The organism is Nocardia carnea NBRC 14403 (genome assembly GCF_000308515.1).
Classification (GTDB): Bacteria; Actinomycetota; Actinomycetes; order Mycobacteriales; family Mycobacteriaceae; genus Nocardia; species Nocardia carnea.
In genome coordinates this window covers 22,912-47,141 of the sequence record NZ_BAFV01000021.1, presented here as the reverse complement: position 1 = coordinate 47,141, position 24,230 = coordinate 22,912, and the positions used below count along the sequence as shown (strand labels likewise).

Annotated in this window: 27 protein-coding genes; 6 read left to right on the top strand and 21 right to left on the bottom strand. The window is 67.3% G+C overall.

Annotated elements, in window-relative coordinates:
• The 3 genes from ON22_RS07530 to ON22_RS07520 form a co-directional block, all read right to left on the bottom strand.
• Positions 1-251 (bottom strand): CHC2 zinc finger domain-containing protein (locus tag ON22_RS07530; RefSeq protein WP_255218514.1); only part of this gene is annotated, 251 nt, incomplete at its 3' end.
• 138 nt (positions 252-389) lie between these two features.
• Positions 390-1,640: a deoxyguanosinetriphosphate triphosphohydrolase gene (locus ON22_RS07525; RefSeq protein WP_033244770.1), complete on the bottom strand. Its 1,251-nt coding sequence runs from the start codon at positions 1,638-1,640 to the stop codon at positions 390-392.
• A 64-nt stretch (positions 1,641-1,704) separates the two neighbouring features.
• Positions 1,705-2,403 carry a YdcF family protein gene (locus ON22_RS07520; protein ID WP_033244769.1) on the bottom strand — a complete coding sequence of 233 codons (699 nt, stop codon included), beginning with the start codon at positions 2,401-2,403 and terminating at the stop codon, positions 1,705-1,707.
• A 320-nt stretch (positions 2,404-2,723) separates the two neighbouring features.
• On the opposite strand from ON22_RS07520, the gene ON22_RS07515 reads away from it, so the two are divergent.
• From ON22_RS07515 to ON22_RS07505, 3 genes are all read left to right on the top strand, one after another.
• Positions 2,724-3,542, top strand: a complete 819-nt coding sequence (locus tag ON22_RS07515; protein ID WP_033244768.1) for a MerR family transcriptional regulator — start codon at positions 2,724-2,726, stop codon at positions 3,540-3,542.
• A 63-nt stretch (positions 3,543-3,605) separates the two neighbouring features.
• On the top strand, positions 3,606-4,640 hold the full coding sequence (locus tag ON22_RS07510; protein ID WP_156052314.1) for a DUF6508 domain-containing protein: 1,035 nt from the start codon (positions 3,606-3,608) through the stop codon (positions 4,638-4,640).
• A 308-nt stretch (positions 4,641-4,948) separates the two neighbouring features.
• Positions 4,949-5,851: a cutinase family protein gene (locus ON22_RS07505; protein WP_081595400.1), complete on the top strand. Its 903-nt coding sequence runs from the start codon at positions 4,949-4,951 to the stop codon at positions 5,849-5,851.
• Positions 5,852-5,904: 53 nt separating this feature from the next.
• On the opposite strand, the gene ON22_RS07500 is transcribed toward ON22_RS07505, so the two are convergent.
• Both ON22_RS07500 and ON22_RS07495 read right to left on the bottom strand, forming a co-directional pair.
• Entirely contained in the window at positions 5,905-6,582 is a 678-nt protein-coding gene (locus tag ON22_RS07500; protein WP_051157274.1) for an MBL fold metallo-hydrolase, read from the bottom strand.
• A 90-nt stretch (positions 6,583-6,672) separates the two neighbouring features.
• Positions 6,673-8,058, bottom strand: coding sequence for a glycine--tRNA ligase (locus tag ON22_RS07495; protein ID WP_033244765.1), 1,386 nt, complete (start codon positions 8,056-8,058; stop codon positions 6,673-6,675).
• Between the two features lie 218 nt (positions 8,059-8,276).
• Between ON22_RS07495 and ON22_RS07490 the strand changes: the two genes are divergently transcribed.
• Together ON22_RS07490 and ON22_RS07485 are read left to right on the top strand one after the other, a co-directional pair.
• Positions 8,277-8,627, top strand: a complete 351-nt coding sequence (locus ON22_RS07490) for an ArsR/SmtB family transcription factor (protein WP_033245293.1) — start codon at positions 8,277-8,279, stop codon at positions 8,625-8,627.
• Positions 8,628-8,630: 3 nt separating this feature from the next.
• A complete protein-coding gene (locus tag ON22_RS07485; protein WP_231508616.1) occupies positions 8,631-9,071 on the top strand; it encodes a Fur family transcriptional regulator in 441 nt (146 codons plus the stop codon).
• A gap of 120 nt (positions 9,072-9,191) precedes the next feature.
• On the opposite strand, the gene ON22_RS07480 is transcribed toward ON22_RS07485, so the two are convergent.
• Positions 9,192-10,169, bottom strand: a complete 978-nt coding sequence (locus ON22_RS07480) for a YhgE/Pip domain-containing protein (protein WP_033244764.1) — start codon at positions 10,167-10,169, stop codon at positions 9,192-9,194.
• 104 nt (positions 10,170-10,273) lie between these two features.
• Here ON22_RS07480 and ON22_RS07475 point away from each other — a divergent pair, with 104 nt between their 5' ends.
• Positions 10,274-10,909, top strand: coding sequence for a TetR/AcrR family transcriptional regulator (locus ON22_RS07475; protein WP_033244763.1), 636 nt, complete (start codon positions 10,274-10,276; stop codon positions 10,907-10,909).
• Here the strand turns inward: ON22_RS07475 and ON22_RS07470 are convergent.
• The 15 genes from ON22_RS07470 to ON22_RS07400 all read right to left on the bottom strand — a co-directional run bounded on the left by ON22_RS07470 (position 10,891) and on the right by ON22_RS07400 (position 24,229).
• The gene (locus tag ON22_RS07470; RefSeq protein ID WP_051157273.1) at positions 10,891-11,316 is read right to left on the bottom strand and encodes a hypothetical protein; all 426 of its coding nucleotides are present in this window, start codon (positions 11,314-11,316) and stop codon (positions 10,891-10,893) included. The genes ON22_RS07475 and ON22_RS07470 overlap by 19 nt on opposite strands.
• On the bottom strand, positions 11,313-12,122 hold the full coding sequence (locus ON22_RS07465) for an isoprenyl transferase (RefSeq protein WP_051157272.1): 810 nt from the start codon (positions 12,120-12,122) through the stop codon (positions 11,313-11,315). Before ON22_RS07465 ends, ON22_RS07470 begins: the two co-directional genes overlap by 4 nt.
• Positions 12,123-12,310: 188 nt before the next feature.
• Entirely contained in the window at positions 12,311-13,084 is a 774-nt protein-coding gene (gene recO / locus ON22_RS07460) for a DNA repair protein RecO (RefSeq protein ID WP_033244761.1), read from the bottom strand.
• Positions 13,085-13,281: 197 nt separating this feature from the next.
• Positions 13,282-14,517 (bottom strand): cytochrome P450 family protein, encoded by a 1,236-nt coding sequence (locus ON22_RS07455; protein WP_033244760.1) that lies wholly within the window; start codon positions 14,515-14,517, stop codon positions 13,282-13,284.
• A complete protein-coding gene (locus ON22_RS07450) occupies positions 14,514-15,797 on the bottom strand; it encodes a cytochrome P450 family protein (RefSeq protein ID WP_051157271.1) in 1,284 nt (427 codons plus the stop codon). Before ON22_RS07450 ends, ON22_RS07455 begins: the two co-directional genes overlap by 4 nt.
• Entirely contained in the window at positions 15,794-16,417 is a 624-nt protein-coding gene (locus ON22_RS07445; protein WP_373280846.1) for a GTP-binding protein, read from the bottom strand. Before ON22_RS07445 ends, ON22_RS07450 begins: the two co-directional genes overlap by 4 nt.
• The gene (locus ON22_RS07440) at positions 16,398-16,757 is read right to left on the bottom strand and encodes a DUF742 domain-containing protein (RefSeq protein ID WP_033245288.1); all 360 of its coding nucleotides are present in this window, start codon (positions 16,755-16,757) and stop codon (positions 16,398-16,400) included. Before ON22_RS07440 ends, ON22_RS07445 begins: the two co-directional genes overlap by 20 nt.
• Positions 16,754-17,173, bottom strand: coding sequence for a roadblock/LC7 domain-containing protein (locus ON22_RS07435; protein ID WP_033244759.1), 420 nt, complete (start codon positions 17,171-17,173; stop codon positions 16,754-16,756). Before ON22_RS07435 ends, ON22_RS07440 begins: the two co-directional genes overlap by 4 nt.
• A complete protein-coding gene (locus ON22_RS07430; protein WP_255218513.1) occupies positions 17,173-18,684 on the bottom strand; it encodes a sensor histidine kinase in 1,512 nt (503 codons plus the stop codon). The genes ON22_RS07435 and ON22_RS07430 overlap by 1 nt, the downstream gene beginning before the upstream one ends.
• 287 nt (positions 18,685-18,971) lie before the next feature.
• Entirely contained in the window at positions 18,972-19,886 is a 915-nt protein-coding gene (gene era, locus ON22_RS07425) for a GTPase Era (protein ID WP_033244758.1), read from the bottom strand.
• Positions 19,879-20,229: a cytidine deaminase-like protein gene (locus ON22_RS07420; protein WP_033244757.1), complete on the bottom strand. Its 351-nt coding sequence runs from the start codon at positions 20,227-20,229 to the stop codon at positions 19,879-19,881. Before ON22_RS07420 ends, era begins: the two co-directional genes overlap by 8 nt.
• Entirely contained in the window at positions 20,222-21,544 is a 1,323-nt protein-coding gene (locus ON22_RS07415) for a hemolysin family protein (RefSeq protein ID WP_051157276.1), read from the bottom strand. Before ON22_RS07415 ends, ON22_RS07420 begins: the two co-directional genes overlap by 8 nt.
• A 5-nt stretch (positions 21,545-21,549) precedes the next feature.
• Positions 21,550-22,119, bottom strand: coding sequence for an rRNA maturation RNase YbeY (ybeY, locus tag ON22_RS07410; protein WP_033244756.1), 570 nt, complete (start codon positions 22,117-22,119; stop codon positions 21,550-21,552).
• A gap of 92 nt (positions 22,120-22,211) precedes the next feature.
• A complete protein-coding gene (locus tag ON22_RS07405) occupies positions 22,212-23,294 on the bottom strand; it encodes a PhoH family protein (protein ID WP_033245286.1) in 1,083 nt (360 codons plus the stop codon).
• A gap of 191 nt (positions 23,295-23,485) precedes the next feature.
• Entirely contained in the window at positions 23,486-24,229 is a 744-nt protein-coding gene (locus ON22_RS07400; protein WP_033244755.1) for a 16S rRNA (uracil(1498)-N(3))-methyltransferase, read from the bottom strand.
• Position 24,230 lies beyond the last annotated feature (1 nt).

Sequence of the window (24,230 nt, the reverse complement as noted above, 5' to 3'; positions counted from 1 at the left end):
ACGAAACCGATGTGCTCGATCTTCTGGATGAAGGCGTACACATCACCGCCTTCGTTGCACCCGAAACAGTGGAACAGGCCGTGGTTGGGGCGGACGTGGAAGGACGGCGATTTCTCGTCGTGGAACGGGCACAGGCCCTTCATCGAATCGGCGCCGCCGCGTTTGAGGGCCACATATTCGCCGACCACATCTTCGATCCGGACGCGCTCCCGAATGGCGGTGATATCGCGAGCTGATATTCGTCCGGTCACTTGGACGAGTCTAGGCGATACCTCCGCCTCCGCTCCGGCCGTGCGCGGTCTGAGGAGGGGCTTCGCCCCGCTGCGCGCCTGGTGCCTGCAGGCACAGTCCGGGACCCCGAGCACCCAGTGCGCGAACTCACCGGTGGTTCACAGCTGCGCGGCGACGCGTTCGAGCCGGCTCTCGGTGTAGGAGGCGATCTGGTCGGCGATCACCCGCACCCGGGCGGTGTCGTCGGCGGCGGCGTCCCACCACGGTTGCAGGAGGGGGTCGAGCGCGGCCGGTCCGGTGGCCAGCAGATGTTCTGCCACGGCGATCAGCCGGTCCCGCTGGGCGGCCTGCCGGAGTTTGTGGTCGGGATCGGACATGACATAGCGTAAGGCGACAGTCTTCAGCATCGCGACTTCGGCCGCGGCGACGGGCGGCACCAGCAGATCGGCGGAGTAGCGGGCCGGCGGGCCGGACGCCGCCTCCTTGGTGGTGACCACCGCCGCGTTCGCGAACCGGCCCACGAGTTCGCTGGTGAGCCGCTTCAACGCGACCGAACTGCGCAGTGTGCCGTTGTAATGGAACACATCGGCGACCACCGGCAGTTCCGACAGCCGCTGCGCCGCGGCCACCAGATCGTCGACCGACAGTGCGCGGTGCTGCACATGCCCCAGTTCGGCCAGCGCCAGCCGCTCCACCGGGTCGGCCAGCGCGCGCAGATCGATCCGGCCCGCGATGATCCCGTCCTCCACATCGTGCACGGAGTAGGCGACATCGTCGGACCAGTCCATCACCTGGCATTCCAGCGCGGGCCGGCGTTCCGGGGCGTCCTTGCGCACCCACGCCAGCCTGTCGGTATCCACCTCGTAGGCGCCGAATTTGCCGCCCGGTTCGGTGCGCTGCCACGGGTATTTGATGCAGGCGTCGAGGGCAGCGCGGGTGAGGTTGAGCCCGGCGCTGTGACCGTAGGAATCGAGAACTTTCGGTTCGAGCCTGGTCAGGATGCGCAGGTTCTGGGCGTTGCCCTCGAACCCGCCGTGCTCGGCGGCGAAGATGTCCAGGGCCTTCTCCCCGTTGTGCCCGTAGGGCGGGTGGCCGATATCGTGCGCCAGGCCCGCGAGTTCGGCCAGGTCGGGATCGCAACCGAGACCGTCGGCGATACCGCGGCCGATCTGGGCGACCTCCAGCGAATGGGTGAGCCGGGTACGCGGAGTGTCACCCTCGCGGGGACCCATGACCTGCGTTTTATCCGCCAGTCGGCGCAGCGCGGCCGAATGCAGTACCCGGGCACGGTCGCGCGCGAATTCGCTACGGTGCCCGTTGCCGGCCTCACCGGCGCCCGCGTCGACCAGGCCGGCCGTTTTGGGAGCCTCGGTGACCAGGCGTTCCCGGTCGTGCTCGGTATAGGTCATCGCACCAAGTCTGCCACCCGGGGGTGACGTTCCGGAGTGTCCGGCGACACCGGCAGGTGAAGCGTTATCGACCGGCGGTATAGCTGAAATCGTCGGCCGAGAAATGAGTGAGCTGATACCAGAGCAGGGCCGCCGTCTCCCGGGCGATCCCGTGCGCCTGCGATTCGCGGGTGTACACGGCGGGACCGGTGCGGGTCGGCGCGGTCCACGCGTCGAGGCCGGCATCGCGGGCCATGGTGCGGGTTCGCAGGGAATGCCAGGGGTCACTCACCAGAACCGCGGATTCGAGCCCGCGCTCCTTCATCGCCCCCGCGACGGCCTCGACACTGCGCAGGGTGTCGGATCCGGTCTCCACGGCCAGCACCGCGTCCGCGGGGATACCGGCATCCGTGAGATACATCTTCCCGGACGCCGCCTCGGTGTAGAGGTCGCCTTCCTGTTTCCCGCCGACCGTGATCACCAGGTCCGAAACACCCTGCTCGTACAGTTGCTCGGCCTGATACAGCCGGGCCTCGAACACCGACGACGGGGTACCCGAGTACTGGGCGGCGCCGAGCACCACGATGGCGTCCGCGGGGGTGTAGTCCTCGATCCGCGCGACCTGCCACACCCGCACCGCGGTCCCGAGTAGCAGCACCAACCCCAGCACCACTGCGCCGCTGATCAGACGGCCTGCCCAGCGCAGAATCGCGGCACCGATCCCGCGCGGTGCGCGGGAATCGGTACGCGAGTCCGGTCGTGTACGCGCGGGAGCCCAAGTCACATCGACAAGTCTGCCAGGCAGGTTCCGGGTGCCGGGCAGCGCGGACCCGGAACCGGCAACCGTCGAGCCACCGGGCCCGGATACCGTTCGCGCTGTTCAGAAGGGTGGCAATACCGAGTTCCGCCATTGCGGCAATCGTGAACGGCGCCGAATTCCCTGCGCTACCGGGCACATCGGGTCGGCGTTGTCGCCCGAATCGTTATCGGATTCCCTGGATGGGTGAGCGTGACCGCGGTGCACCTGCGTCACGACCGGCATCTCGAGCCGCCGAACGACCGTTTGACCCTGACACAATGTCAGACCGTAGAACAGGTGGCGTCATGTTGAGTATCGGAGATTTCGCCAGGCACGGACGGGTGTCGGTACGGATGCTGCGCCACTACGACCTGATCGGGCTGCTGGTGCCCGACCGGGTCGATCCGGTCAGCGGATACCGCTTCTACGAGGTCGGTCAACTGGCGCGGCTGAACCGGATCATCGCGCTCAAAGAGCTCGGGTTCACGCTGGACCAGGTGGGCCGGATGCTGGACGACGCGGTGACCGGCGCCGAGATGCGCGGCATGCTGACCCTGCGCCGCGCGGATCTCGAACAGCGCATAGCCGCGGACCAGGAGCGGCTCGTCCGGGTCGAGGCGAGACTCCGGGTAATCGAAAGGGAGGGCACGATGCCTACCGACGAGATCGTGGTGAAAACCGTTCCGGCCGTCCGGATCGCCGAACGCAGCACCGTGGTCGCCGATTTCACGCCGGAGAAGATCGGGCCGGCCGTGGAACGGCTGCTCACGGAACTGTGTACCGCGCTGGAGCGGGAGGATATCGAGTTCACCGGGCCCGCCGTTTGCTACTACGACCACCGGCCCGACGGCTCGGTGCTGGCGCACGCGGGTATGCCGGTGCGCATCGACCTCGGCGAATCGGGCGATTTCACCGTCGTCGATCTCCCGGAGATGCCGCTGGCCGCAACGCAGATCTACCGCGGCGATATGAACGGCGTCCTCGAACCACACCAGGACCTGGTGCAATGGATCGAGGACAACGGCTACCGCACAGCGGGACCCAGCCGCGAGGTCACCTTGGTCTGGGATGTGGACACCAGCAAGTGGGTGACCGAACTCCAGGAACCTGTCGCCCGGAAGTGACCTCCGCTGCCGGAGCCGCCGATGCCGGTTCCGGCAGACCGGGTCCCGGGTAAGCTCTGCATCATGGTGGGGGGTCCGAGCGATTTCGAGATCGTCGCGGCGTTGCGGGCCGCGGCACCGGCGGCGCGGCGCGAACTGGTCACGGCGATCGACGACCTGCTGGCGGATACGGATACCGTGCATGCCAGGCTCGTCGTTCCCGATCGCCGGCCCGACGGGTCCCTCGGATTTCCTTATCCGCAACACAGCCCGGCCCTGGTACGAGTGTGCACGGCGCTGTACGCGGCAGATGTCATCGTGGTGTTCGACTGGCGCGAATGGGAAGGCGGCAACGCCTATCCGGGCGGTACCGGACTCGAAACCGCCGCGGTCGCGGACGTCGCGCGGCTGCTGACCTTCGCAGTGCGTAGCGAGCGTTTCTACGACAACGCGCTGGTCGACAAGCTCGCGGACGGCACGTTCTGCGCCGCGCTCCACCGACTACGCGCATGGTACGACAGCCCGGAGGCTAGCCCCCTTCCGGCCGCATCCCGCCCGGCCGCCCATATGACCGCGCCCGGTGACGGATACGAACACGTGTTCTTCTTCCGGACCGCGTTCTTTGCCCTCTACTCCTGGTTCTTCCTGATCATGGGCGGTCTTCTGCTACTGCTCACCTCCACGAGCCTGGCGCTGTCGCTGATACCACCGGCCTCGTTCCCGCTGTGGCCGACAGTGCAAACCGTTTTGCTGGGACTGCTGGGGCTGGCGACGCTCTGCGGCGGCGCGGGGATCCGCTATGCCGGGCGCCACGGCCGGACCAGGATGACGCCGCACGGTGTCACGACACAGGCGATCATCACCACCGAATACCCGTGGCACACCATCGAATCGATCCGCAAGATCAAGCGCGGCCTGTTCTGGCGGGTGGAGGTGAAGACCTCCGGAAAGCCCTGGATGCCACTGTTCGGGCCCCGGTCCCGAGGCCCGGTACCCGACCCCGAATTCGATGCCGGTCTGAGCCTGATCGAAAGCTGGTGGGACCGCTACCGGCGCACTTCGGGCGACGGACGCTCCGAGCCGGAGGTCACCGAGATCCTCGGCCGGCCGGTGAGCTGAGTTCCGGCGCGCACCACCCGCCCGAAAACCGGATGTAACGGACAATTTCGCCGACAAACTGTCCCGCACGGTGAATATCCCGTGGATCGGGGTCGAACACCTGTAGATTGTGCTGCCGATACGGACAATTTGTGGTTGGCTGTTCGTCGGCGAGATCTGCTGCGTCACCAGCCGTTCCCCGGTGACAACGGATCCGCCCTTACTTATGCGTCAAGCCGCGATGATGCGGCATGCCTTTGGACTGATTTGGGAATCCTGGGAACAGGTGAACGGCCCGTGGCCGTCTCGGTGAGCATATGGAGTACACGATGCCTGGATGGAAGAATGCCGCAGCCGGTCTGGCGGTAACCCTCGCCACTGTCCTTGCCCCCGCGGTGGCCACGACGACTGCCCATGCGGCGCCGGCACATTGCCCCGGACTGTATGTGGTGGCAATTCCCGGAACCTGGGAGACCTCGGTCGACGATCCCGGCAAAGGGATGCTCGCCGCTGTCACGGACGGCCTGCCCAACGGCGCGCACGCCGACCACGTCGCCTATGCGGCGACCGCGTTCCCGTGGGAGGGCGAGGTCTACGGCCGTTCCAAGAACGAAGCCGTCGCCGGTGCGCGCGGATTGATCTCGGATGTCTCGCGGCGCTGCGCCAACACCCGGTTCGCCCTGCTCGGCTACAGCCAGGGAGCCGACGCCGCCGGGGATCTGGCCTCCGAAATCGGCACGGGCCTGGGCGTTGTCCCCGCCGACCGGGTCGCCCTGGTCGGGCTGATCGCCGATCCGCGCCGCTCCCCCACCGACAACTTGATCGGTCCGGCAGTGCCCGGCGCCGGCGCGGGCGGCCCCCGGCTGACCGGTTTCGGCTGGCTGAGCAACCGCACCTATACCTTCTGCGCGGTGGGCGATCTGTACTGCTCCACCCCCGACGGTGATTTCGCTGCCCGGATCGCCGGGTTCTTCGCTCAGGTCTCGAATGCCGATCCGGCCCAGTTCGGCAACTATCACTCGCTGGGTATCGAACTGCTCAACGATGCGCTGGCCGCGGGCGGGGTCGGCCTGCTGCACGACCAGCTCAACGGCGCCGCCTACGAGGAACGTAAACAGCAGATCGACGATTTCGTGAAATCCGGTATCCACCAGAGCTACCCGAGCTACCGGGTCGCGGGTGGCGCCACGGCTCTGACCTGGCTGCGGCAGCAGCTCGTCGCCCTCGCCTGACGAGCACCTTTGCTACGGCCCGGCCGCCATCCGGCCGGGCCGTCGGCATCCGATCACCAGCCGCGGCTCTTCCATTCGGCCAGCTGCGGCCGTTCGGCGCCCAGGGTGGTGTCGTCCCCGTGGCCGGGGTAGACGACCGTGTCGTCACCGTAGCGGCCGAACAGTTTGCTGGTGACATCATCGAGAAGGGTGGTGAAATCCTCAGGGCGCCAAGTCTTTCCGATTCCACCCGGAAAGAGGCAGTCCCCGGTGAACAGGTGGGTGCGGCCGGATCCGTCGGTCAGGGCCAGCGTGACCGAGCCGGGGGTGTGCCCGACCAGGTGGATGATCTCGAGCGTGAGGTCGCCGACGGTGACACTGTCCCCCTCGGCAAGCAGGCGCTGCGGAGTGACCGGCAACGGTTCGGCGTCGAGCGTATGCGCGGCGGTCGGCGCACCGGTTGACTCGGCGACGGCCGCGAGGGCCTGCCAGTGGTCGGGATGCTGATGGGTGGTGACGATCAGGCCGACCCCGTCCGGGGCGGTCTGTTCGACCAGTTCGACGATCCGGTCCGCGTCGTTGGCGGCGTCGATGAGTAGCGTCGCGCCGGTGGCCGCACACTGCACCAGGTAGGTGTTGTTGTCCATCGGGCCGACCGACATCTTGGTGATCCGGGCGCCCGGAACCTCCCGGCGCTGCGCGGCGCCACCCGATTCGACATGTCCGGTATAGGTCGTTTCGACGGTGATCACACCCCCGATGCTAGCGAGGCCCGCGCTGCCTGCCGACCGGCTACCCCGTGGGGCACGCCGGAAACCGGCAGGAAGCGGCGGAGCTGCTGGTCAGCAGCCGAGGAGACGCTGCGCGAGATAGCCCTCGACCTGATCGAGAGCGATCCGCTCCTGGGTCATGGTGTCGCGTTCGCGGACCGTGACCGCCTGGTCTTCCAGAGTGTCGAAATCGACCGTGATGCAGAACGGCGTACCGATTTCGTCCTGCCGGCGGTAGCGGCGGCCGATGGCACCGGCATCGTCGAATTCGATATTCCAGTTCCGGCGCAGCCGGGCGGCGAGATCCTTGGCCTTCGGCGTGAGGTCGGCGTTACGCGAGAGCGGCAGCACGGCGGCCTTGACCGGGGAGAGCCGGCGGTCCAGCCGCAGTACCGTGCGCTTGTCCACGCCGCCCTTCGCGTTCGGGGCCTCGTCCTCGGCGTACGCGTCGACCAGGAACGCCATCAGCGAACGGGTCAGACCGGCCGCCGGTTCGATCACGTACGGGATGTAGCGTTCCTCGGCGGTCTGGTCGTAGTAGCTGAGGTCGACACCCGAATGCTTGGCGTGGGTGGACAGATCGTAATCGGTGCGGTTGGCGATACCTTCCAGCTCGCCCCATTCGCCGCCGGTGAAGCCGAAGCGGTACTCGATATCGGTGGTACCGGCCGAGTAGTGCGACAGCTTCTCTTTGGGATGCTCGAACAGGCGCAGGTTCTCCGGGTCGATACCGAGGTCGGTGTACCAGGAGAAACGGGTATCGATCCAGTACTTGTGCCATTCGGCGTCTTCGCCCGGTTTGACGAAGAACTCCATCTCCATCTGCTCGAATTCACGAGTGCGGAAGATGAAGTTGCCGGGGGTGATCTCGTTGCGGAAGCTCTTGCCGATCTGGGCGATACCGAACGGCGGCTTCTTGCGCGCAGTGGTTTCGACGTTCTTGTAGTTGACGAAGATGCCCTGCGCGGTTTCGGGGCGCAGATAGTGCAGGCCTTCTTCGTCGTCCACCGGGCCGAGGTAGGTCTTGAGCAGGCCCGAGAAGTTACGCGGTTCGGTCCATTTGCCGGGCTGACCGGTTTCGGGATCGTTGATATCGGCCAGGCCGTTGGCCGGCGGACGACCGTGTTTGGCCTCGTAGGCCTCGAGCAGATGGTCGGCTCGGTAGCGCTTGTGGGTGTGCAGGGATTCCACGAGCGGGTCGCTGAAGGTTTCCACATGGCCCGAGGCCACCCAGACCTGCCGGGGCAGGATCACCGAGGAATCGAGGCCCACCACGTCCTCGCGGCCGGTGACCATGGAGCGCCACCACTGCTTCTTGATGTTGTCCTTGAGCTCGACGCCCAGCGGACCGTAGTCCCACGCCGATTTGGTACCGCCGTAGATCTCACCACACGGGTACACCAGCCCCCGGCGCTTGGCGAGGTTGGCAACGGTGTCCACCTTCGACTTGGGTGCCACGCGAGAACTCTCCATCCACTACGTAATCGCCAGTAGTTACGCTGCCCGGATCGGGCGCACGTGATCGCGGCTGCCACGGTATTGCTCGGGCATGTGCCACTGATCGGGTACAGCCTATCCACCCGCGCCAGGCGATTATGCACCCGCATCGGCGTGGGCATTTGACATGCATATCCATGCATATCAAAATGGGACCGGTTTCCAATAAGGAGTGGACCATGACAACCGATACCGCCGCCGTCGCCCACAACCCCTACCGCTCCCCCGCACCGGCCCCGATCCCGGCCCGCACGGTGCTGGAGAACGCCGGTGAGCTGCTGCGCGCACTCGCGGCCCCCGTTCGCATCGCCATCGTGCTACAACTGCGGGAGTCGCCGCGCTGTGTGCACGAACTGGTGGATGCCCTCGGTGTCACACAACCGCTGGTCAGCCAGCATTTACGAATTTTGAAATCGGCCGGGGTAGTGCACGGCGAGCGTTCGGGCCGCGAGGTCCTCTACGAACTCGTCGACGACCACTTGGCGCATATCGTGGTCGACGCAGTAGCGCACGCCGAAGAAGAAGGGTAATTCGTGTCCGAGAGCCTGGTCACCGCGAAAGGGACCACGAGAGGGAAAGCAGTCGGTATTCGCACCACACGGCAACGTAATGCGATCGCCGCGCTCCTGGAGGATATCGACAGGTTCCGGTCGGCCCAGGAGCTACACGACGAGCTACGCCGGCGCGGTGAAGGTATCGGGCTGACCACCGTCTACCGCACGCTGCAATCGCTCGCCGACGCCGGAATGGTGGATGTGCTGCGCACGGACAACGGGGAATCGGTGTATCGGCAGTGCTCCAACGGGCACCATCACCATCTCGTCTGCCGGCACTGCGGGCGGACGGTCGAGGTCGCGGGGCCGACCGTCGAGAAGTGGGCGGCCGGTACGGCGGCCGATCACGGGTTCACCGAGGTCAGCCACACTCTCGAAATCTTCGGCACCTGCCATGCCTGCGCCGAGGTCCGGAGCTGAGCTACCCGCCGGGGCGACACACAAGCCCGGAACCGGCCCGCTCGACAGCGCGTTGACGCACAACGCAGCCCGCTACCCGGCGATCGGGTAGCGGGCTGTCCGGTCCGCGAACAGCGCGGGTCAGGCGGGTACCGGTACCGCCGCCGGATCACCCGCCACAGGTTCGGAACGACGGCTGTCCCGCAGGACTCCGAGACCGAGCAGCACCAGCGCCAGCACCGCCCAGCCCACCAGCACCAGCAGCGGGCCCTGCGCCCCGGCCCAATCGAAGAACGCGACCGAGCGGATCAGCGAGGCCGCGGCGCCCGGGGGCAGCAACTGGCCGATCGTCCCCCACGGCTGCGGCAGCAGTTCCGGCGCCGAGGTGGCGGCGGAGAACGGGTTGCCGATCAGCAGCATCACCAGCGCCGCGATGCCGATTCCGGCCCGGCCGATCACGGTGGCCAGACCGGTGACGGTGCCGGCGACGGCGAACGAGACCAGCCCTGCGACCAGCGACAGCTCCAGATACGGGCCGGGCACGATGGACAGCCAGGTCTGGGTGACCAGCATGCTCAGCAGGCCGCCTGCGATACCGAAGGTGAACACGCCCGCGATCCGCCCGGCGGCGGACGGGATCAACAGGGTGAGCAGTACTCCCCCGGCGATACCGGCCATCACCAGCGGCAAGGCCATCGCCCCGAAACCGGCGCCGCGCGGATCGTCGGGATCACCGGCGACCACATCCTCGACCTGCACGGGCGGCGTTCCCGACATCTGCTGACCGACCTGGGTCAGCTGCTGGGCCACCGCCGGACTGGCACCGGAGGCGACCAGCATCCTGGGCGCACCGTTTCCGGTGACGATCGCGCCGTAGACCTCGCGTTCGCCGATGGCTGCGCGGGCCGCGGCCTCATCGGGCACGGTGGTCAGTTCGAAGGCGTCCGGGCTCTGGCCGGCCAGCCGCGCTTCGACCATCTCGGCCTGCGGTCCGGCGACGGCCAGTGGGAGATCACGCGGGGCGATATTGGTGGCGGGCCAGGCGAAGGCGATCAACATCAGCGCTTGCAGGAGGGCCGCGCCCAACCCGATGGCGACGGCACGCTGGATGACGTTCATGACGTTCTCCCAGAAATCGAAGGCTCGTTCTTTTTAACGATGGGCCCACGGTCTCACCGGCCGCCACAGCTTGTCAAGAACGAATATTCGTTTTAGTTTGGGGTATGCCCCGAGTCAGTGACGAACACCTGGAACGCCGCCGGCAGCAGATCCTCGATGCCGCCCGGATCTGCTTTGTCCGCAAGGGATTCCACCAGACTTCCATGCAGGACGTCTTCAACGAATCGGGGCTGTCGGCGGGCGCGGTCTACCGCTACTTCAAAGGCAAGGACGAACTGGTGGTCGCGCTGGCCTCCACCGCGGCGGGCGATATCCGGGCCCGTATGGAGGAAGTGATCCGCCGCGACCCGCTCCCACCCCCGGCGGAACTGGTGGCCCATCTGACCGCGTGGATCGATACCCAGACCGGCCCGGAAGGCCGGTTACGGCTGGCGCCGCAAGCCTGGTCGCTGGCATTGATCGACGACAACGCCGCCGAACCCGTCCGCCGGACCATGACCGGGATCCGGGCGATGTGGCACGCCTACGTCGAGCGGATGTACGAACAGGGGTGGCTACCCGCCGACGCCGACCTCGACGCCGTCACGGCCGCGATTTTCGGCCTGCTACCCGGTTACGTCCTCCAGCACTTGATCATCGGAGAGGTGGACAGGGACCAGTACATACGCGGCGTCGCCACCCTCCTGCCCTACGGACCACCGGCCGGCGCCGACGGCAACGATCAGGGCAGCAAACCCTGACGCGCCTCCCCCGCACCGCCGAGTACCAGCAACAGCATGGTGGTCAGCGCCTGATCGTCCAGACCCGCCGCCGGGAAGGTGTAGCGCAGGATCACATCCGCGAGCTTCTCGTGCGCGATCAATGCGATCGACCCGAACTGCAACGCGGCATTACGCTCGGCCACCCGCTTGTGCAATTGCGGTTTGAGCGGGCGGTCCCAGGCCAGCACGCAGGTCAGCGACAGCACATCCAGGCCCGGCGTCAGCGTGAACGCACTCAGCGAACACAGCGCACCCTGGAAATCGAACCGCAGTGAACCGTCGGTATCGACCCGGACATCGATATCGTGCAGGCCCAGACCTGCTCCGGCCCGCGCCTTCAGCTCGATATCCGGGGCCACGGCACCGGAGCCTGTCTCGGAAGTCATTTGGTACCACCGAACCGGCGATCCCGCCGCGCGTACTCCATACATGCCTCCCACAGATTGCGGCGGTCGAAATCCGGGAACAGGGTGGCCTGATACACGAACTCCGCGTACGCGGACTGCCAGATCAAGAAGTTCGAACTCCGGTACTCACCCGATGGGCGCAGAAATAGATCCACATCGGGCATATCCGGTTCATCCATATACCGCGCGAGAACATCCTCGGTGACCTTCTCCGGATCGATCTCCCCCGCCGCAACACGGCGCGCGACCTCCCGCGCCGCATCGGCGATTTCGGCACGGCCACCGTAGTTCACGCACATGGTCAGCGTCATCACGGTGTTGTCCTGCGTGAGCTCCTGGGCGATCTCGAGCTCCTTGATCACACTGCGCCACAACCGCGGCCGCCGTCCCGCCCAGCGCACCCGCACCCCCATCTCGTGCATCTCGTCGCGCCGGCGCCGGATCACATCCCGGTTGAAGCCCATGAGGAACCGCACCTCATCGGGGCTGCGCCGCCAGTTCTCGGTGGAGAACGCGTACGCCGACAGCCACTTCACCCCGATCTCGATACAGCCTTCGACGGTGTCCATGAGAACGGCCTCGCCCTTCTCATGGCCGGCGGTCCGCGGCAGCCCCCGCTCCTGCGCCCAGCGACCGTTACCGTCCATCACCAGCGCAACATGCCGGGGAACGAGCTCCCGCGGAATATCGGGCGGGGTCGCGCCCGAAGGATGCGGTGCCGGCGGGCGGACGGTACGAGCACCGGCGGACACGTCCGAACCGGCAGAGTCACGACGCAGGATCACGATTCAAAGAGTAACTGTGCTCGCAACGCACCGGCCTGAGCGGGTGCTTACCGGACATCGCAGGTGCCGGCGGCGGCCGCCGAAGCGCACATCGGCAGCAATTCGGCCGAGCCGCTGGTGTTGCGGGCTGCGAGCCCGGACCGCGAACGCCGGAACACCGCGACCGGTCGGCCGGCGCGGGCTGAGCGTCAGTGCTGTCCCGGCCCTGCGACGCCGGAGGCCGCGCCACCGACGGAACGTTCGACGAGACGCAGGGTGCGCAGTTCACGTTCCAGGTGCCACTGCAGGTGAGCGGCGATCAGGCCACTGGCCTGGCGGCGGGCCGATTCCGGAATATCCGCGACCCGGTCCCAGCGACCGTGCCGCAGGGCGAACAGTTGATCGAAGACAGCAGGAGCCGGGGTGGCGGCGCCCGCCGGCCGGCAGTGCACGCAGACCGCGCCGCCGGCACCGATATGGAACGCGCGATGCGGGCCGGGGGTGGCGCAGCGGGCGCATTCGTCGATGGCGGGAGCCCAGCCGGCATAGTCCATGGCGCGCAGCAGGAAGGCGTCGAGGACGAGTTCGTGTGGGCGTTCCCCTGCCGCGATCGCGCGCAGGGCGCCCGCGGTGAGCGTGTGCAGCCGCGGGACGGGAGCGCGTTCCTCCCCGGCCAGGCGTTCGGCGGTTTCCAGGACCGCACAGGCGGTGGTGTAGCGGCCGTAGTCGGCGACTATGGCGGTCGCGAAAGCCTCCACGGTATGCACCTGGGTCACCGTGTCGAGATTGCGGCCGGGGTACAGCTGGATATCGACATAGGCGAAGGGTTCCAGCCGCGCGCCGAACTTCGACTTCGTCCGGCGCACCCCCTTCGCCACCGCGCGCACCACGCCGTGTTGCCTGGTCAGCAGCGTGACAATGCGATCGGCTTCGCCCAGCTTGTGCTGGCGCAGCACCACCGCATGGTCCCTGTACAACTGCACGGGCTCAGTCTATTGGCGCCACCGGCGGCGGTACGGATCCGGGCCGCATTCGGCGCGGATCCGGTCTGCCCGGCGGAGGCCGACCGTGCAGAAGGGCCGCTGGTCGCATCGGCGGGCAGGCATGCGCCGGACCACCTTGGCATATCGCGCAGATGAGTCGCGCCGGAATTCGGCGGCCGACTGGACCGGCGCCGGTTCTAGGTTCCGAGATGGACCGGGAAAGGCGCGGGATCGTTCTGGGTCAATACGGGCAGGTTGCCGTGTTCGGTGAGGGCGATATCGGCGCGCAGGTTCGGGAAGCGGTCGAACAGGGCGGGCAGGGCGATGCCGGCCTCCAGCCGGGCCAGGGCCGCACCGGGGCAGATATGCGGGCCGTAGCCGAAGGAGATATTGCGGTTCGCGGTCGAGCGGGTGATATCGAAGGTGTCGGCGTCGGCGCCGTGCACTCCGCGGTCGCGGCCGATGGCGCGATAGGACATGACCACACCGTCGCCTTTTTCGATGGTGTGCTCACCGACGGTGATGTCCTCGGTGGCGAAACGCATCAGCAGGTGGATGACGGGGCCGTCCCAGCGCAGCGTCTCCTCGATCGCTTCCTCCCAGGTGCGTTCCCCGGCCCGGATCGCGGCCAGCTGTTCCGGGTGACCGAGCAGGGCGCGGGTGGTCATGACGATCAGGCTGACGGTGGTTTCGTGACCGGCGGCCACCAGCGCCTTGAGGTTGCCGTGTACTTCTTCCTCGGTGAGCGGGGTTTCGCCGTCGGCCACATCGTGGAGGAAATCGGAGGTGAGATCGTCGGCCGGGTTCGCGGCCTTCTCCCGGATCAGGCCGGTGTAGTAGTTGTCGAGTTCGCCGTAGATCCGCATCCGCTCGTCATGCGGTGTGAGCAGCGAGAAGAACTTCTTGTACGACTCGAGCAGGTAGGTGTGATCGGTGCGCGGCACGCCCATCAGTTCACTGATCACCCGCATCGGCAGCGGATAGGCGAAAACCTGCTTCAGATCCACCACGCCCTCGGCACCGGCCGCCGCCAGATCGTCGAGGAGTTCGGCGGTGAACTGTTCGATCTTCGGCCGCAGCGCTCCCAGCCGGCGCGGCGCCAGCGCACGGGTGGTCTTGATACGCAGCCGGCGGTGTTCGGCACCGTCGACGGTGAACATGGAACGGCCCGCGTCGATCATGCCGATCAGCGGCCATTCCCGGGTCACCGCGCCGGACTGCCACAGATTCCACTGCGTGTGATCTTTGACCAGACGGGTGTCGCCGAGAAGCTGCCGCGCCAGGTTGTGCCGGGTGACGGTCCATGCCGGGGCACCCATCAGGTCGATTTTCGTGAGCTCCGGGCCCTCACACAAGGTGCGGGTCTCCTCCGCGAGATCGGCGACCATGGGGTCGATGGTCAGGGTCGCGGTATGCGGGCATTGCTGGCTCACGAGCCACCTCCAACGGCGGGAACAGGAGTGAAACGAACGGGGAGAGACGTGAACCCGCGCAGGAACGGGGACGGCCGACGGCCCAGAGAGTCTGCGGGAACCGCGAGATCCAGATCGGGTAGCCGGTCGAGCAGGACCTCGATACCGGTGCGGGCGATGATCTCGGCGATCTGCTGGGCCGGGAAAGGACAGCGGTATTCGCCGTGCCCGAACGCGAAATGGGCGGCGTTACCGGAATGCGCCGGGTCGGCGCCGTCGCCGGTGTACTGGCGGATATGCGGATCGGAATTGGCGGCGGCCAGGCCGAGCAGCAACATATCGCCGCGGCGCACAAGTGCCTCACCGAGCCGGGTATCGCGCGCGACCCAGCGACCGGCCAGGATCTGGGTCGGCGTATCTTCCCAGAGCACCTCGGTCATGGCCTGCCCGATACTGTGCCGGGCCGCGCCGAACGCGGCGGCGAACCGGTCGTCGACCAGCATGAGGCGGATCGAATTACCGATCCAGTCGGCGGTCGGCAGATGCCCGGCCGCGGTGACCGACTGCATATTCAGCACATACTCTTCGTCCGCGAACGGCGTGGGATCGGCGAGCATCCGTGACACCAGATCCTGGCCCGGCTGAAGTTTCTTCTGCACCAGCAACTGCTGCATGTATTCGACGAACCGCTGGTAGGCGGCCGGGGCTTCGGGACCGCCGTCACACAGCACCTGCATCGTCTGTGCCAGATAGGGTCCGTCGGCTTCGGGTACGCCCAGGATCCACGCCAAGGTCAGCACCGGGAGCAGTTCGGCGAATTCGGTGACCACATCCGCGTGGCCGCGGCCGCAGAACCGGTCGATGAGGCCGTCGGCGAGTTTTTCGCACGCGCTGCGCAGCGCGAACGGGTCCACCGATTCCAGCGCGGGCTCCACCAGCGCCACATGCCGGGCGTGTGCGGCGCCGGCGGTGAAATAGATGCCCGGTTGCGGGCGGCCCACCATCGGCAGCAGCGGCCAATCCGGCAGGATCGCCGGCCATTGGTTCCACAGCGCCGAATCCCGCGGGAACAACACACCATCCGTGGTGACCTGATGCAGTTCCCGGTAGCCGATCACCAGCCACGCGGGGATCCCGCCGATGAGTTCCACCGCCACCACCGGGCCGTGCTCGGACCGCATCCGGGTGTAGAGCAGCGCGGGGTCGGTGTGGAAACCGGGTCCGTCCAGGCGGACCGCGCCGGGTTGCGCCGCTGGGCAACTCGCGGCAGGCAGGCCGGCGTTGTACTCGAGACCGGTCACAACCGCACCTCCACTACGGCCGCCGCCTGCCGCTCGATGAGGTGCTCGACCAGCCCGATCAGCACCTGTTTGCCGGAATCCCGCGAGCGCGCGTCACACCCGAACAGCGGGACGTGCGGGTCCAGGTCGAGGGCATCGCGGACCTCGTCCAGCGGTGGCGGCACGGGCTCGAACGAATTGCACGCGACCACGAACGGCGTGCCCTGGTACTCGAGCCGGTCGATGGCGTACCAGGAATCGCTGATCCGGCGCGGGTCCACCAGCACCACCGCGCCCAGCGCGCCGGTGAACAGCCGATCCCACAGGAACCAGAACCGTTCCTGCCCTGGGGCTCCGAACACGTACAGCACATATTCGTCGGACAGGCTGATCCGCCCGAAATCGAAGGCGACCGTGGTGGTGGACTTCCCGGTCACCCCGGACAGATCGTCGACACCGATCCCGGCATCGGTCATCACCGCTTCGGTGTCCAGCGGCTGGATCTCGCTGACCGCGCGGACCATGGTCGTCTTACCCACCCCGAAGCCGCCGACGACAACGACTTTCAGGCCGTGCCGCACCGAACCTGCCAGCGGCGCACGGGCACGGGTGGGGCGATCATCAAAGGCTACGGAGTCCAACTAGCACCTTCTCGAGCATGTCGATATCGAATGTGTCGCCGTAGGGTCCCGTGGCGAGTTCGGGGTGGCGCACGGTGACCTTGCCGGAGTGCAGCAGATCCGCGACCAGAACCGTCGCGATGCCGATCGGCAGCCGCAGTTCGGCGGCGATCTCCACCACCGCGGTCGGCTGCCGGCACATGGTCAGGATGGCCGCGTGTTCGCGCTGCATCGCCGGTGCCGGCGCGCATTCACTGACCACCAGGGTGACCGGATCGAATTCTTCGGTGGTGGGGGCGGCACGGCCGCCGGTGAGGGTGTAGAAACGGTCGGGTTCGTCATCGCGGCCGGGGCGGTTCACAGCAGTCTCGCTCTACTCCCCCGCGGCGGTGCGGACAGATACTCCCCAACTTGTTCGATCAGCGCGGCCATCTGCGCGCCGACCAGGCCGGCGTCGGCGTCGTCGGCGGCGAGGACCGCGATCTGGGCGCCCGCACCGGCGCCGACGATGAACAGGATCCCGCCGTAGAACTCGGTCATCGACTGTCGCACTCCGCCACGGCCGTTGCCGAATTCCGCGGAGGCGCTACCGGCCAGGGCCTGCACACCGGAGGCGATGGCGGCGAGCCGGTCGGCCTGGTCCGTCGACAACCCGGCGGTATGACACATCTGGATACCGTCGGCGGCGAGCAGTACCGCGTGCCGGGCACCGGTGGTTTCGCTCAGCAGCCGCTGTAGCAGCCAGTCCAATTGCGCCGGATCCGATGTCACGGTCATCAATCGTTCTCCCAATCGGTTGTCGTGGAATGACGCGCCGGTCGCGCGGCGCCGTTGCCGGGCGACCCGATCGGTCCGCCGAAGGGCTGGGGGTCCTCTTCCGCCCGGCCGGTGACCGCGCGTTGGAACGCCCCCATGGCCGAAGCCGTCGACCGATGTTTCGCGGCGGTGTCCTCCGGTGCGGAACCATCGAAGAGATCGAGATCGAGATCGGGCCGGTCGGGCAGGCCTTCGGGGTGGGCGGCGGCCAGGGTGCTGCCCCTGCGCCGTTTGGGCAGGACCGTTGTGGTGGTCGCCGAGATCTCCGATATCGACGCCGGAAACTGCCCCGATGTGTACTGCGTGACCTGATGGCGACCCGAGGTGTACGAGGACTGCGCCGGATAGCCGGTGTCCCGGGCGTCGACGGGTGCGGGAGCGGTCCGATAGCGGGAGCCGGTATCGGAGACCGATCCGGAGAAGCCGGTGGTCATGCCCGCGGGCAGTCCTGGCTGCCCCGCCGAATTCCCGGCGGGCAATGCCGGAGTGGCCGGTGGTTCGATCCGGGCGGTGAGGTCGCGGGGGATCATCACCACCGCAGCGGTGCCGCCGATGGCCGAAGGCCGGTAGCTGACGGTGAGTCCGTGTTTACGGGCGAGCCGGCCGACGACCGCCAGCCCGAACCGGGTGCCGTTGAGCGACGACAGGCCCTCGGTCGCGTCCTCGGTCCCGGATACCGTGGTCTGTGCGCGGCGCAGCGAGGTTTCGCTCATCACCAGTCCGCTGTCCTCGATCGTCACCACCACGCCCGCCGGGATCTCCGCGGCGTAGATATGCACCTCGGTGGTGGGCGGCGAGAACCGGCAGGCATTGTCGACCAGTTCGGACAGGGCGTGGATAACACCTTCGGCCGCGTGCCCGGCGATCGCGATCTCGGCGATGGCCCGCATCCGCACCCGCTGATAACCGCCGACCCGCCCGATGGCCGCACGCAGCACCCGTTCCAGCACAATGGGTTTGGCCCAGCGCCGTCCGGTGCGTGCACCGCTGAGGATCGCGATACTGTCGGCGAGGCGGCCGGCCTGGGCGGTGGCGTGATCGAGTTTCAGCAGATCGGCGAGCACGGTCTGGTCGGCGTATCGATGTTCCAGATCCTGCAGTTCGGCCAGCATGCTGGTGGTCATGGCCTGCATCCGGCCGGACGCGTTCGCCAGCGCCGCAATGGCCGCCGACCGGCGCCGCTCACTGGCCGCGGTGGCCTCCTTCTCCACGGCGACGGCCTGTTCGGCGGCCGCGACCCGGGCCTCCGCCCGGGCCAGCAGACGTGCCGTTTCCGCCCGGCGCTGCTGTTCGGCACCGAACAGCCCCCGGACATACACCGCGGTGGTGACCGCGGTGCAGGCTGCGACGACGGCGACGGAAATCCATACGGCCGTGAGCATCCGGTCGGGTGGAGCCACCGAGAGCATGGCGCCGGCGACCAGTCCGACACCGATCGTCACCGAGATCGCCAGTGCAAGCGCGGGAGCCACCCACTGCCGCCGGTCCGCCGGCCCAGGCCTGTCCGGACCGCTCGCCACCACCGATTCGTACATAGGTCGGGTACCCCCGCTCGCGCCAAGTCCTGCCGACTCCACGCCGAGCCCGCATCCGACACCCCATCGTGCCCCGTTACCGAATCGTCGGATGAAAACTGGTTTCGCTCCGCCGTTTTCGGGTATCGGGGCCGAAGCATATCGGCCTAGTCCAACCGGCGCCACCCGAGCAGGCCAAACCTCAGCCAACACTCAGTATCGAAAAGACGTCGGCCGAGTTCGCTCTAGAAGCCGAGTTTGCCCAGCTGTTTGGGGTCGCGCTGCCAGTCCTTCGCGATCTTCACATGCAGATGCAGGTAGATACGGGTGCCGAGAATATGTTCGATCTGTTTCCGGGCGTTGGTGCCGACCTCTTTCAGTCGCGCGCCACCCTTTCCGATGATGATCGCCTTCTGACTCGGCCGCTCCACATACAGCAACGCATGCACATCGAGCATGCCCTCGTGCTCCTCGCGCGGCAGCACCTCCTCGATCACCACCGCCAGCGAATGCGGCAGCTCGTCACGCACCCCCTCGAGTGCGGCCTCCCGGATGAGCTCGGCCATCAGGGTTTCCTCGGGTTCGTCGGTGAGTTCCCCGTCGGGATAGAACGCCGGGCCGGGCGGCATCTTCGAGGCGATCAGATCGATCAGCAGCTCGACCTGCTCCCCCTTGACGGCCGAGACCGGGATGACATCGGAATCCGGCCCGAGCAGTTCGGAAACCGCGACAAGTTGTTTCGCGATCTGATCCCGGCCGACCTTGTCGATTTTGGTGACCACACCGAGCAGGGTGGTCTTCGGCGCCATCTGCCGTACCTGCTGCACGATCCAGCGGTCCCCCGGGCCGATCTTCTCGTCCGCCGGGATACACAGCGCGATCACATCCACCTCGGAATAGGTATCGCGCACCAGATCGTTGAGTCGCTGGCCGAGCAGAGTACGGGGCCGGTGCAGACCCGGGGTATCCACCAGGATCAACTGGGTGTGCTCCCGGTGCACGATCCCGCGGATGGTGTGGCGGGTGGTCTGCGGCCGCGAACTGGTGATCGCGATCTTCGCCCCCACCAGCGCATTGGTCAGCGTCGATTTACCCGTATTCGGGCGGCCGACGAAACAGACGAAACCGGACCGGAACTCCCGATCACCGGATTCAGGCATCGGTGGCCTCGTACCCCTCGGCGATATCGAAAACGGCACCCGATGTGTCGGCGAAGATGATCCGCGCACCCGCGGAGACCTCACGCACAGCCGTTACCCCCGCGTCGGCGAACTTACCGCCCACCACGACGGCCGCCTCGAAACCCTCCGCGCCGCTGGAGATCGCCGCGGCCACCGCCGACTGCAACGCCGTCAGCCGCAACGCCTGCAATCCCACCTCACCGGCAGCATAGGTGCGGCCGTCGGTATCGCGGATCGCCGCGCCCGCGGCGCCACCCGCGCGGCCCAGCGCCCCCCGCGCCAAAACCAGCAGCTTGTTGTCCTCGGCATCCAGTTCAGTCATCGCCTGCTCCCTCGTCACTTCGGGCGGACGGGCGGTCCCGGTCCGGCTCCGCATCGGTTTCCGTAGTCTGCTCCGGCGCCCGGGACACCACCACGGTGTGCACCCGGACCCGCCCGCGGGCGTCCGCACCACCCTCACCGCGTAATTCCAGCCCGTGCGCGACGACCTCCGCGCCCGGCAGCGGTACCCGCCCCAACTCGTGCGCGAGCAAACCGCCGACGGTGTCCACTTCTTCCTCACCGATCGGCAGCCCGTACAAATCCCCCAGGTCGGCGACCGGCAGCCGCGCCGACACCCGGTAGCGGCCCGGTTCCAGCTCTTCGATCGGCGGGGTCTCGTCGGTGTCGTACTCGTCGGCGATCTCGCCCACGATCTCCTCGAGCACATCCTCGATGCTCACCAGACCGGCGATACCGCCGTATTCGTCCACCAGCAGGGCCATATGGTTGCGTCGGCGCTGCATTTCGTCGAGCAGATCGTCGAGCGGTTTGGAATCGGGCATGAACACCGCGTCGCGCATCACCTCACGCACCCGCACACTGCGGCCGCGGTCGGCGTAGGGCACCAGATCCTTCAGATACACCACACCGAGGATGTCGTCGACATTCTCGCCGATCACCGGAATCCGGGAATGCCCGCTGCGCACCGCCAGCGACATCGCCTGCGCCACCGATTTATCGGCTTCGATCCACACCATTTCGGTACGCGGCACCATCACCGCGCGGGCGGTGGTATCGCCCAGTTCGAATACCGACTGGATCATCCGGCGCTCGTCGTCGGCGACCACACCGCGTTCGCGCGCCATATCGACCACTTCGCGGAGTTCGATCTCGGAGGCGAACGGCCCGTTCCGGAAACCCTTACCGGGCGTGATGGCATTACCGAGCAGGATCAGCAGCCGGCTCAGCGGGCCCAGCAGCGCACCGATGAACTGCAGCGGCAGCCCTGCGGTGAGGGCGATCGAATACGCATGCTGGCGGCCCAGGGTGCGCGGGCCGACCCCGATCACCACATAGGACACCAGCACCATCACCACAGCGGTGACCAGCAGCGCCCAGGCACTGTCCATGAACCGGGTCAGCGCCGCGGCCAGCAGCACCGTTGCGGTGATCTCGCACAGAATGCGCAACAACACCATGAGGTTCACATAGCGTGGCCGGTCGTCCACGATCCGGCTCAACCGCACCGCCCCGGGCCGGTCGCCCCGCGCCATATCGTCGAGGCGGGCCACCGACAAGGTGTTCAACGCCGAATCCACGGCGGCGAAAACCCCGCCCACCGCAGCGAGCAACACGGCGAGCAGTAAAAGGATCATCTCGTTCACGCGTGTGCGTCACCCGGCCGCGAACGGCCCTCTTCCGGTGCCACGAACCCCGTTTTGTCCAGCAGCCGGGCATCGCGCGCCGCCAGCTCGGCACGGCGCTGCTCCTCGCGCAACTCCTCGTACCACTGCTCCAGCAACTGGGCCTGCAGGGTGAACATCTCCTTCTCCTCGGCCGGTTCGGCATGGTCGTAACCGAGCAGATGCAGTACCCCGTGCACGGTGAGCAGGGCGAGTTCGTGATCGAGCGAATGCCCGGCCTTGGCGGCCTGGTCCAGGGCGAACTCGGGACACAGCACGATATCGCCGAGCATGGAGGGTCCGGGTTCCGGACTGTCGGGACGGCCGCCGGGCTCGAGTTCATCCATCGGGAACGACATCACATCGGTCGGTCCCGGTAGATCCATCCAGCGCATATGCAGGTCGGCCATGGTGTCGAGATCGACCAACACCATCGAGAGCTCGGCCGCCGGGTGCACGTCCATCCGGCCGATCACGAAGCGGGCGACACCGACAAGGTCTTCCTCGGGCACGTCCATACCCGACTCGTTGGCGATCTCGATACTCACCTGGTCAGCCTAATGGGTAGCGTCGGCCGCTACCTATCCGACGCCCGCGCACGACCCGGCGAGTGCGACGCCACACCTCCGGCTCCGCGCCCTTACTGTCGCGCTGTCCGGCCCGCCGCGCGCCGTTGCGCCCGATTCCCGGACATATGCGGCGGCCCGACGGGCGGCCGCGTTTCGGCCTCGAACTTCTCGTAGGCGTCGACGATGTCGGAGACCAGCCGGTGCCGCACCACATCGCTGCTGGTGAGTTCGGCGAAATGGATATCCTCGATACGGGTGAGGATCTCACTGGCCGCCCGCAATCCCGAGCGGGCTCCGTGCGGCAGGTCCACCTGCGTGACATCGCCGGTCACCACGATCTTCGACCCGAACCCGAGCCGCGTCAGGAACATTTTCATCTGCTCCGCGGTCGTGTTCTGCGCCTCGTCGAGAATGATGAACGAATCGTTGAGAGTCCGGCCTCGCATATAGGCCAGGGGCGCGACCTCGATAACACCGGCCGCCATCAATTTCGGGATGGCTTCCGGATCCATCATGTCGTGCAGGGCGTCGTACAGCGGGCGCAGATACGGATCGATCTTCTCGTTCAGTGTGCCCGGGAGAAAGCCCAGGCGTTCCCCGGCCTCGACGGCCGGGCGGGTGAGAATAATGCGATTGACCTGCTTGGACTGCAACGCCTGGACGGCCTTCGCCATCGCCAGATACGTTTTGCCGGTACCGGCGGGCCCGATACCGAAAACGATCGTGTTCTCGTCGATCGCATCCACATAGCGCTTCTGGTTCAGCGTCTTCGGCCGGATGGTCTTCCCGCGCCGCGACAGGATATCCAGGCTCAGCACCTCGGCCGGCGATTCGGCACTGCCGTCGGTGAGCATGGTCACCGTATGGCGCACGGCTTCCGGGGTGATGGCACGGTTACGGCCGGTCAGCGCCACCAATTGTTCGACAACCCGTTCGGCCAGCGCCACCTCGGCGGCCGGGCCGGTGAGGGTGACGAGATTGCCGCGGACATGGATATCTGCGGACAGCAGGCTCTCGAGTTCACGCAGATTCGCATCGGCCGAACCGAGGAAAGGAAACACCGACTCCGGCGCGAGTTCGATACTGGAACGGACAGTGCGTGCCGCGGGCCCGGAGGCCCCGTTGTCGGCCGCGGAAGGATTCTGATCGCCGATATCGCCTTGTGATCGCACGTAGTGGCTATGGCCTGCTTTCCGGTCTCGACAGGCGCGGTGAGGCGCGCTGTTTGCTCTGCTCGCGAACGGTATCGCTGCCCCGAGTCTAACTCCCGGGCCCGACAGGTCCCACCCGAATTACGAGTGCCTACACCCCGGTCGCCCGGCGGTACGAGGAGTTCACCCGGGCGTCACCAGCGGGCCGTGAGCGCACCGAGCGCACCGAGCGCGACCGCGGCCGCCGTGGACGTACGCAGCACGGTGGGCCCCAGCCGCACCACATCGGCACCGGCGGTGGCCAGCGCCGTCAACTCCGCATCGTCGAGGCCCCCCTCCGGGCCGACGATCAGCACGACCGCGGGCGCCGCGGCCCACGGCAGCGCAGTGAAGCTACCGGTCCCCGATTCGTGCAGCGCGGCGACCACCGCGCCCTGCGCTTTCGCCGCGCGCACCGCGTCGACCACTTCGGGAGTGCGATGCAGCGCGGTCACCTCGGGGATATAGGCGCGGCGCGACTGCCGGGCCGCGCCCTTGGCCGCCACCCGCCATTTCGCCACACCCTTATCGGCTTTGGCCTCCCAATTCGAGACACAACGAGCAGCCTGCCACGGGACGATGACATCGGCACCGGCCTCGGTCATCAGTTCGACCGCCAGTTCCGAACGCTCTGATTTCGGCAGTGCCTGGACCACCGTCACCGCCGGGGACGCCGGTTCGGCGCGACCCCGGTCACGCACCAGCAGTTCGAGCTGATTCTTCTGCGCGGCAACAACTTCCGTCTCCGCGACCACACCGCGTCCATCGGAGAGGCTGATCGCCTCGCCGACCCGGATCCGGCGCACCGTCGCGGCGTGCCGGCCCTCCGGGCCGTCCAGCACCGCGATACCGCCCGGCTCCGGGATCTCGTCGAGATAGAAGACGGTCGGAGCGGCCATC

Excerpts from the sequence above, each read along its gene's own strand:
- ON22_RS07525 (WP_033244770.1), bottom strand. The coding sequence starts at position 1,640 with ATGACCTATACCGAGCACGACCGGGAACGCCTGGTCACCGAGGCTCCC.
- ON22_RS07420 (WP_033244757.1), bottom strand. The coding sequence starts at position 20,229 with ATGACTGAACTGGATGCCGAGGACAACAAGCTGCTGGTTTTGGCGCGG.
- ON22_RS07490 (WP_033245293.1), top strand. The coding sequence starts at position 8,277 with ATGACAACCGATACCGCCGCCGTCGCCCACAACCCCTACCGCTCCCCC.
- ON22_RS07400 (WP_033244755.1), bottom strand. The coding sequence starts at position 24,229 with ATGGCCGCTCCGACCGTCTTCTATCTCGACGAGATCCCGGAGCCGGGC.
- ON22_RS07510 (WP_156052314.1), top strand. The coding sequence starts at position 3,606 with ATGGTGGGGGGTCCGAGCGATTTCGAGATCGTCGCGGCGTTGCGGGCC.
- ON22_RS07515 (WP_033244768.1), top strand. The coding sequence starts at position 2,724 with ATGTTGAGTATCGGAGATTTCGCCAGGCACGGACGGGTGTCGGTACGG.
- ON22_RS07480 (WP_033244764.1), bottom strand. The coding sequence starts at position 10,169 with ATGAACGTCATCCAGCGTGCCGTCGCCATCGGGTTGGGCGCGGCCCTC.
- era (WP_033244758.1), bottom strand. The coding sequence starts at position 19,886 with ATGCCTGAATCCGGTGATCGGGAGTTCCGGTCCGGTTTCGTCTGTTTC.
- ON22_RS07435 (WP_033244759.1), bottom strand. The coding sequence starts at position 17,173 with ATGACCGTGACATCGGATCCGGCGCAATTGGACTGGCTGCTACAGCGG.
- ON22_RS07505 (WP_081595400.1), top strand. The coding sequence starts at position 4,949 with ATGCCTGGATGGAAGAATGCCGCAGCCGGTCTGGCGGTAACCCTCGCC.
- ON22_RS07470 (WP_051157273.1), bottom strand. The coding sequence starts at position 11,316 with ATGACTTCCGAGACAGGCTCCGGTGCCGTGGCCCCGGATATCGAGCTG.
- ON22_RS07475 (WP_033244763.1), top strand. The coding sequence starts at position 10,274 with ATGCCCCGAGTCAGTGACGAACACCTGGAACGCCGCCGGCAGCAGATC.
- ON22_RS07415 (WP_051157276.1), bottom strand. The coding sequence starts at position 21,544 with ATGATCCTTTTACTGCTCGCCGTGTTGCTCGCTGCGGTGGGCGGGGTT.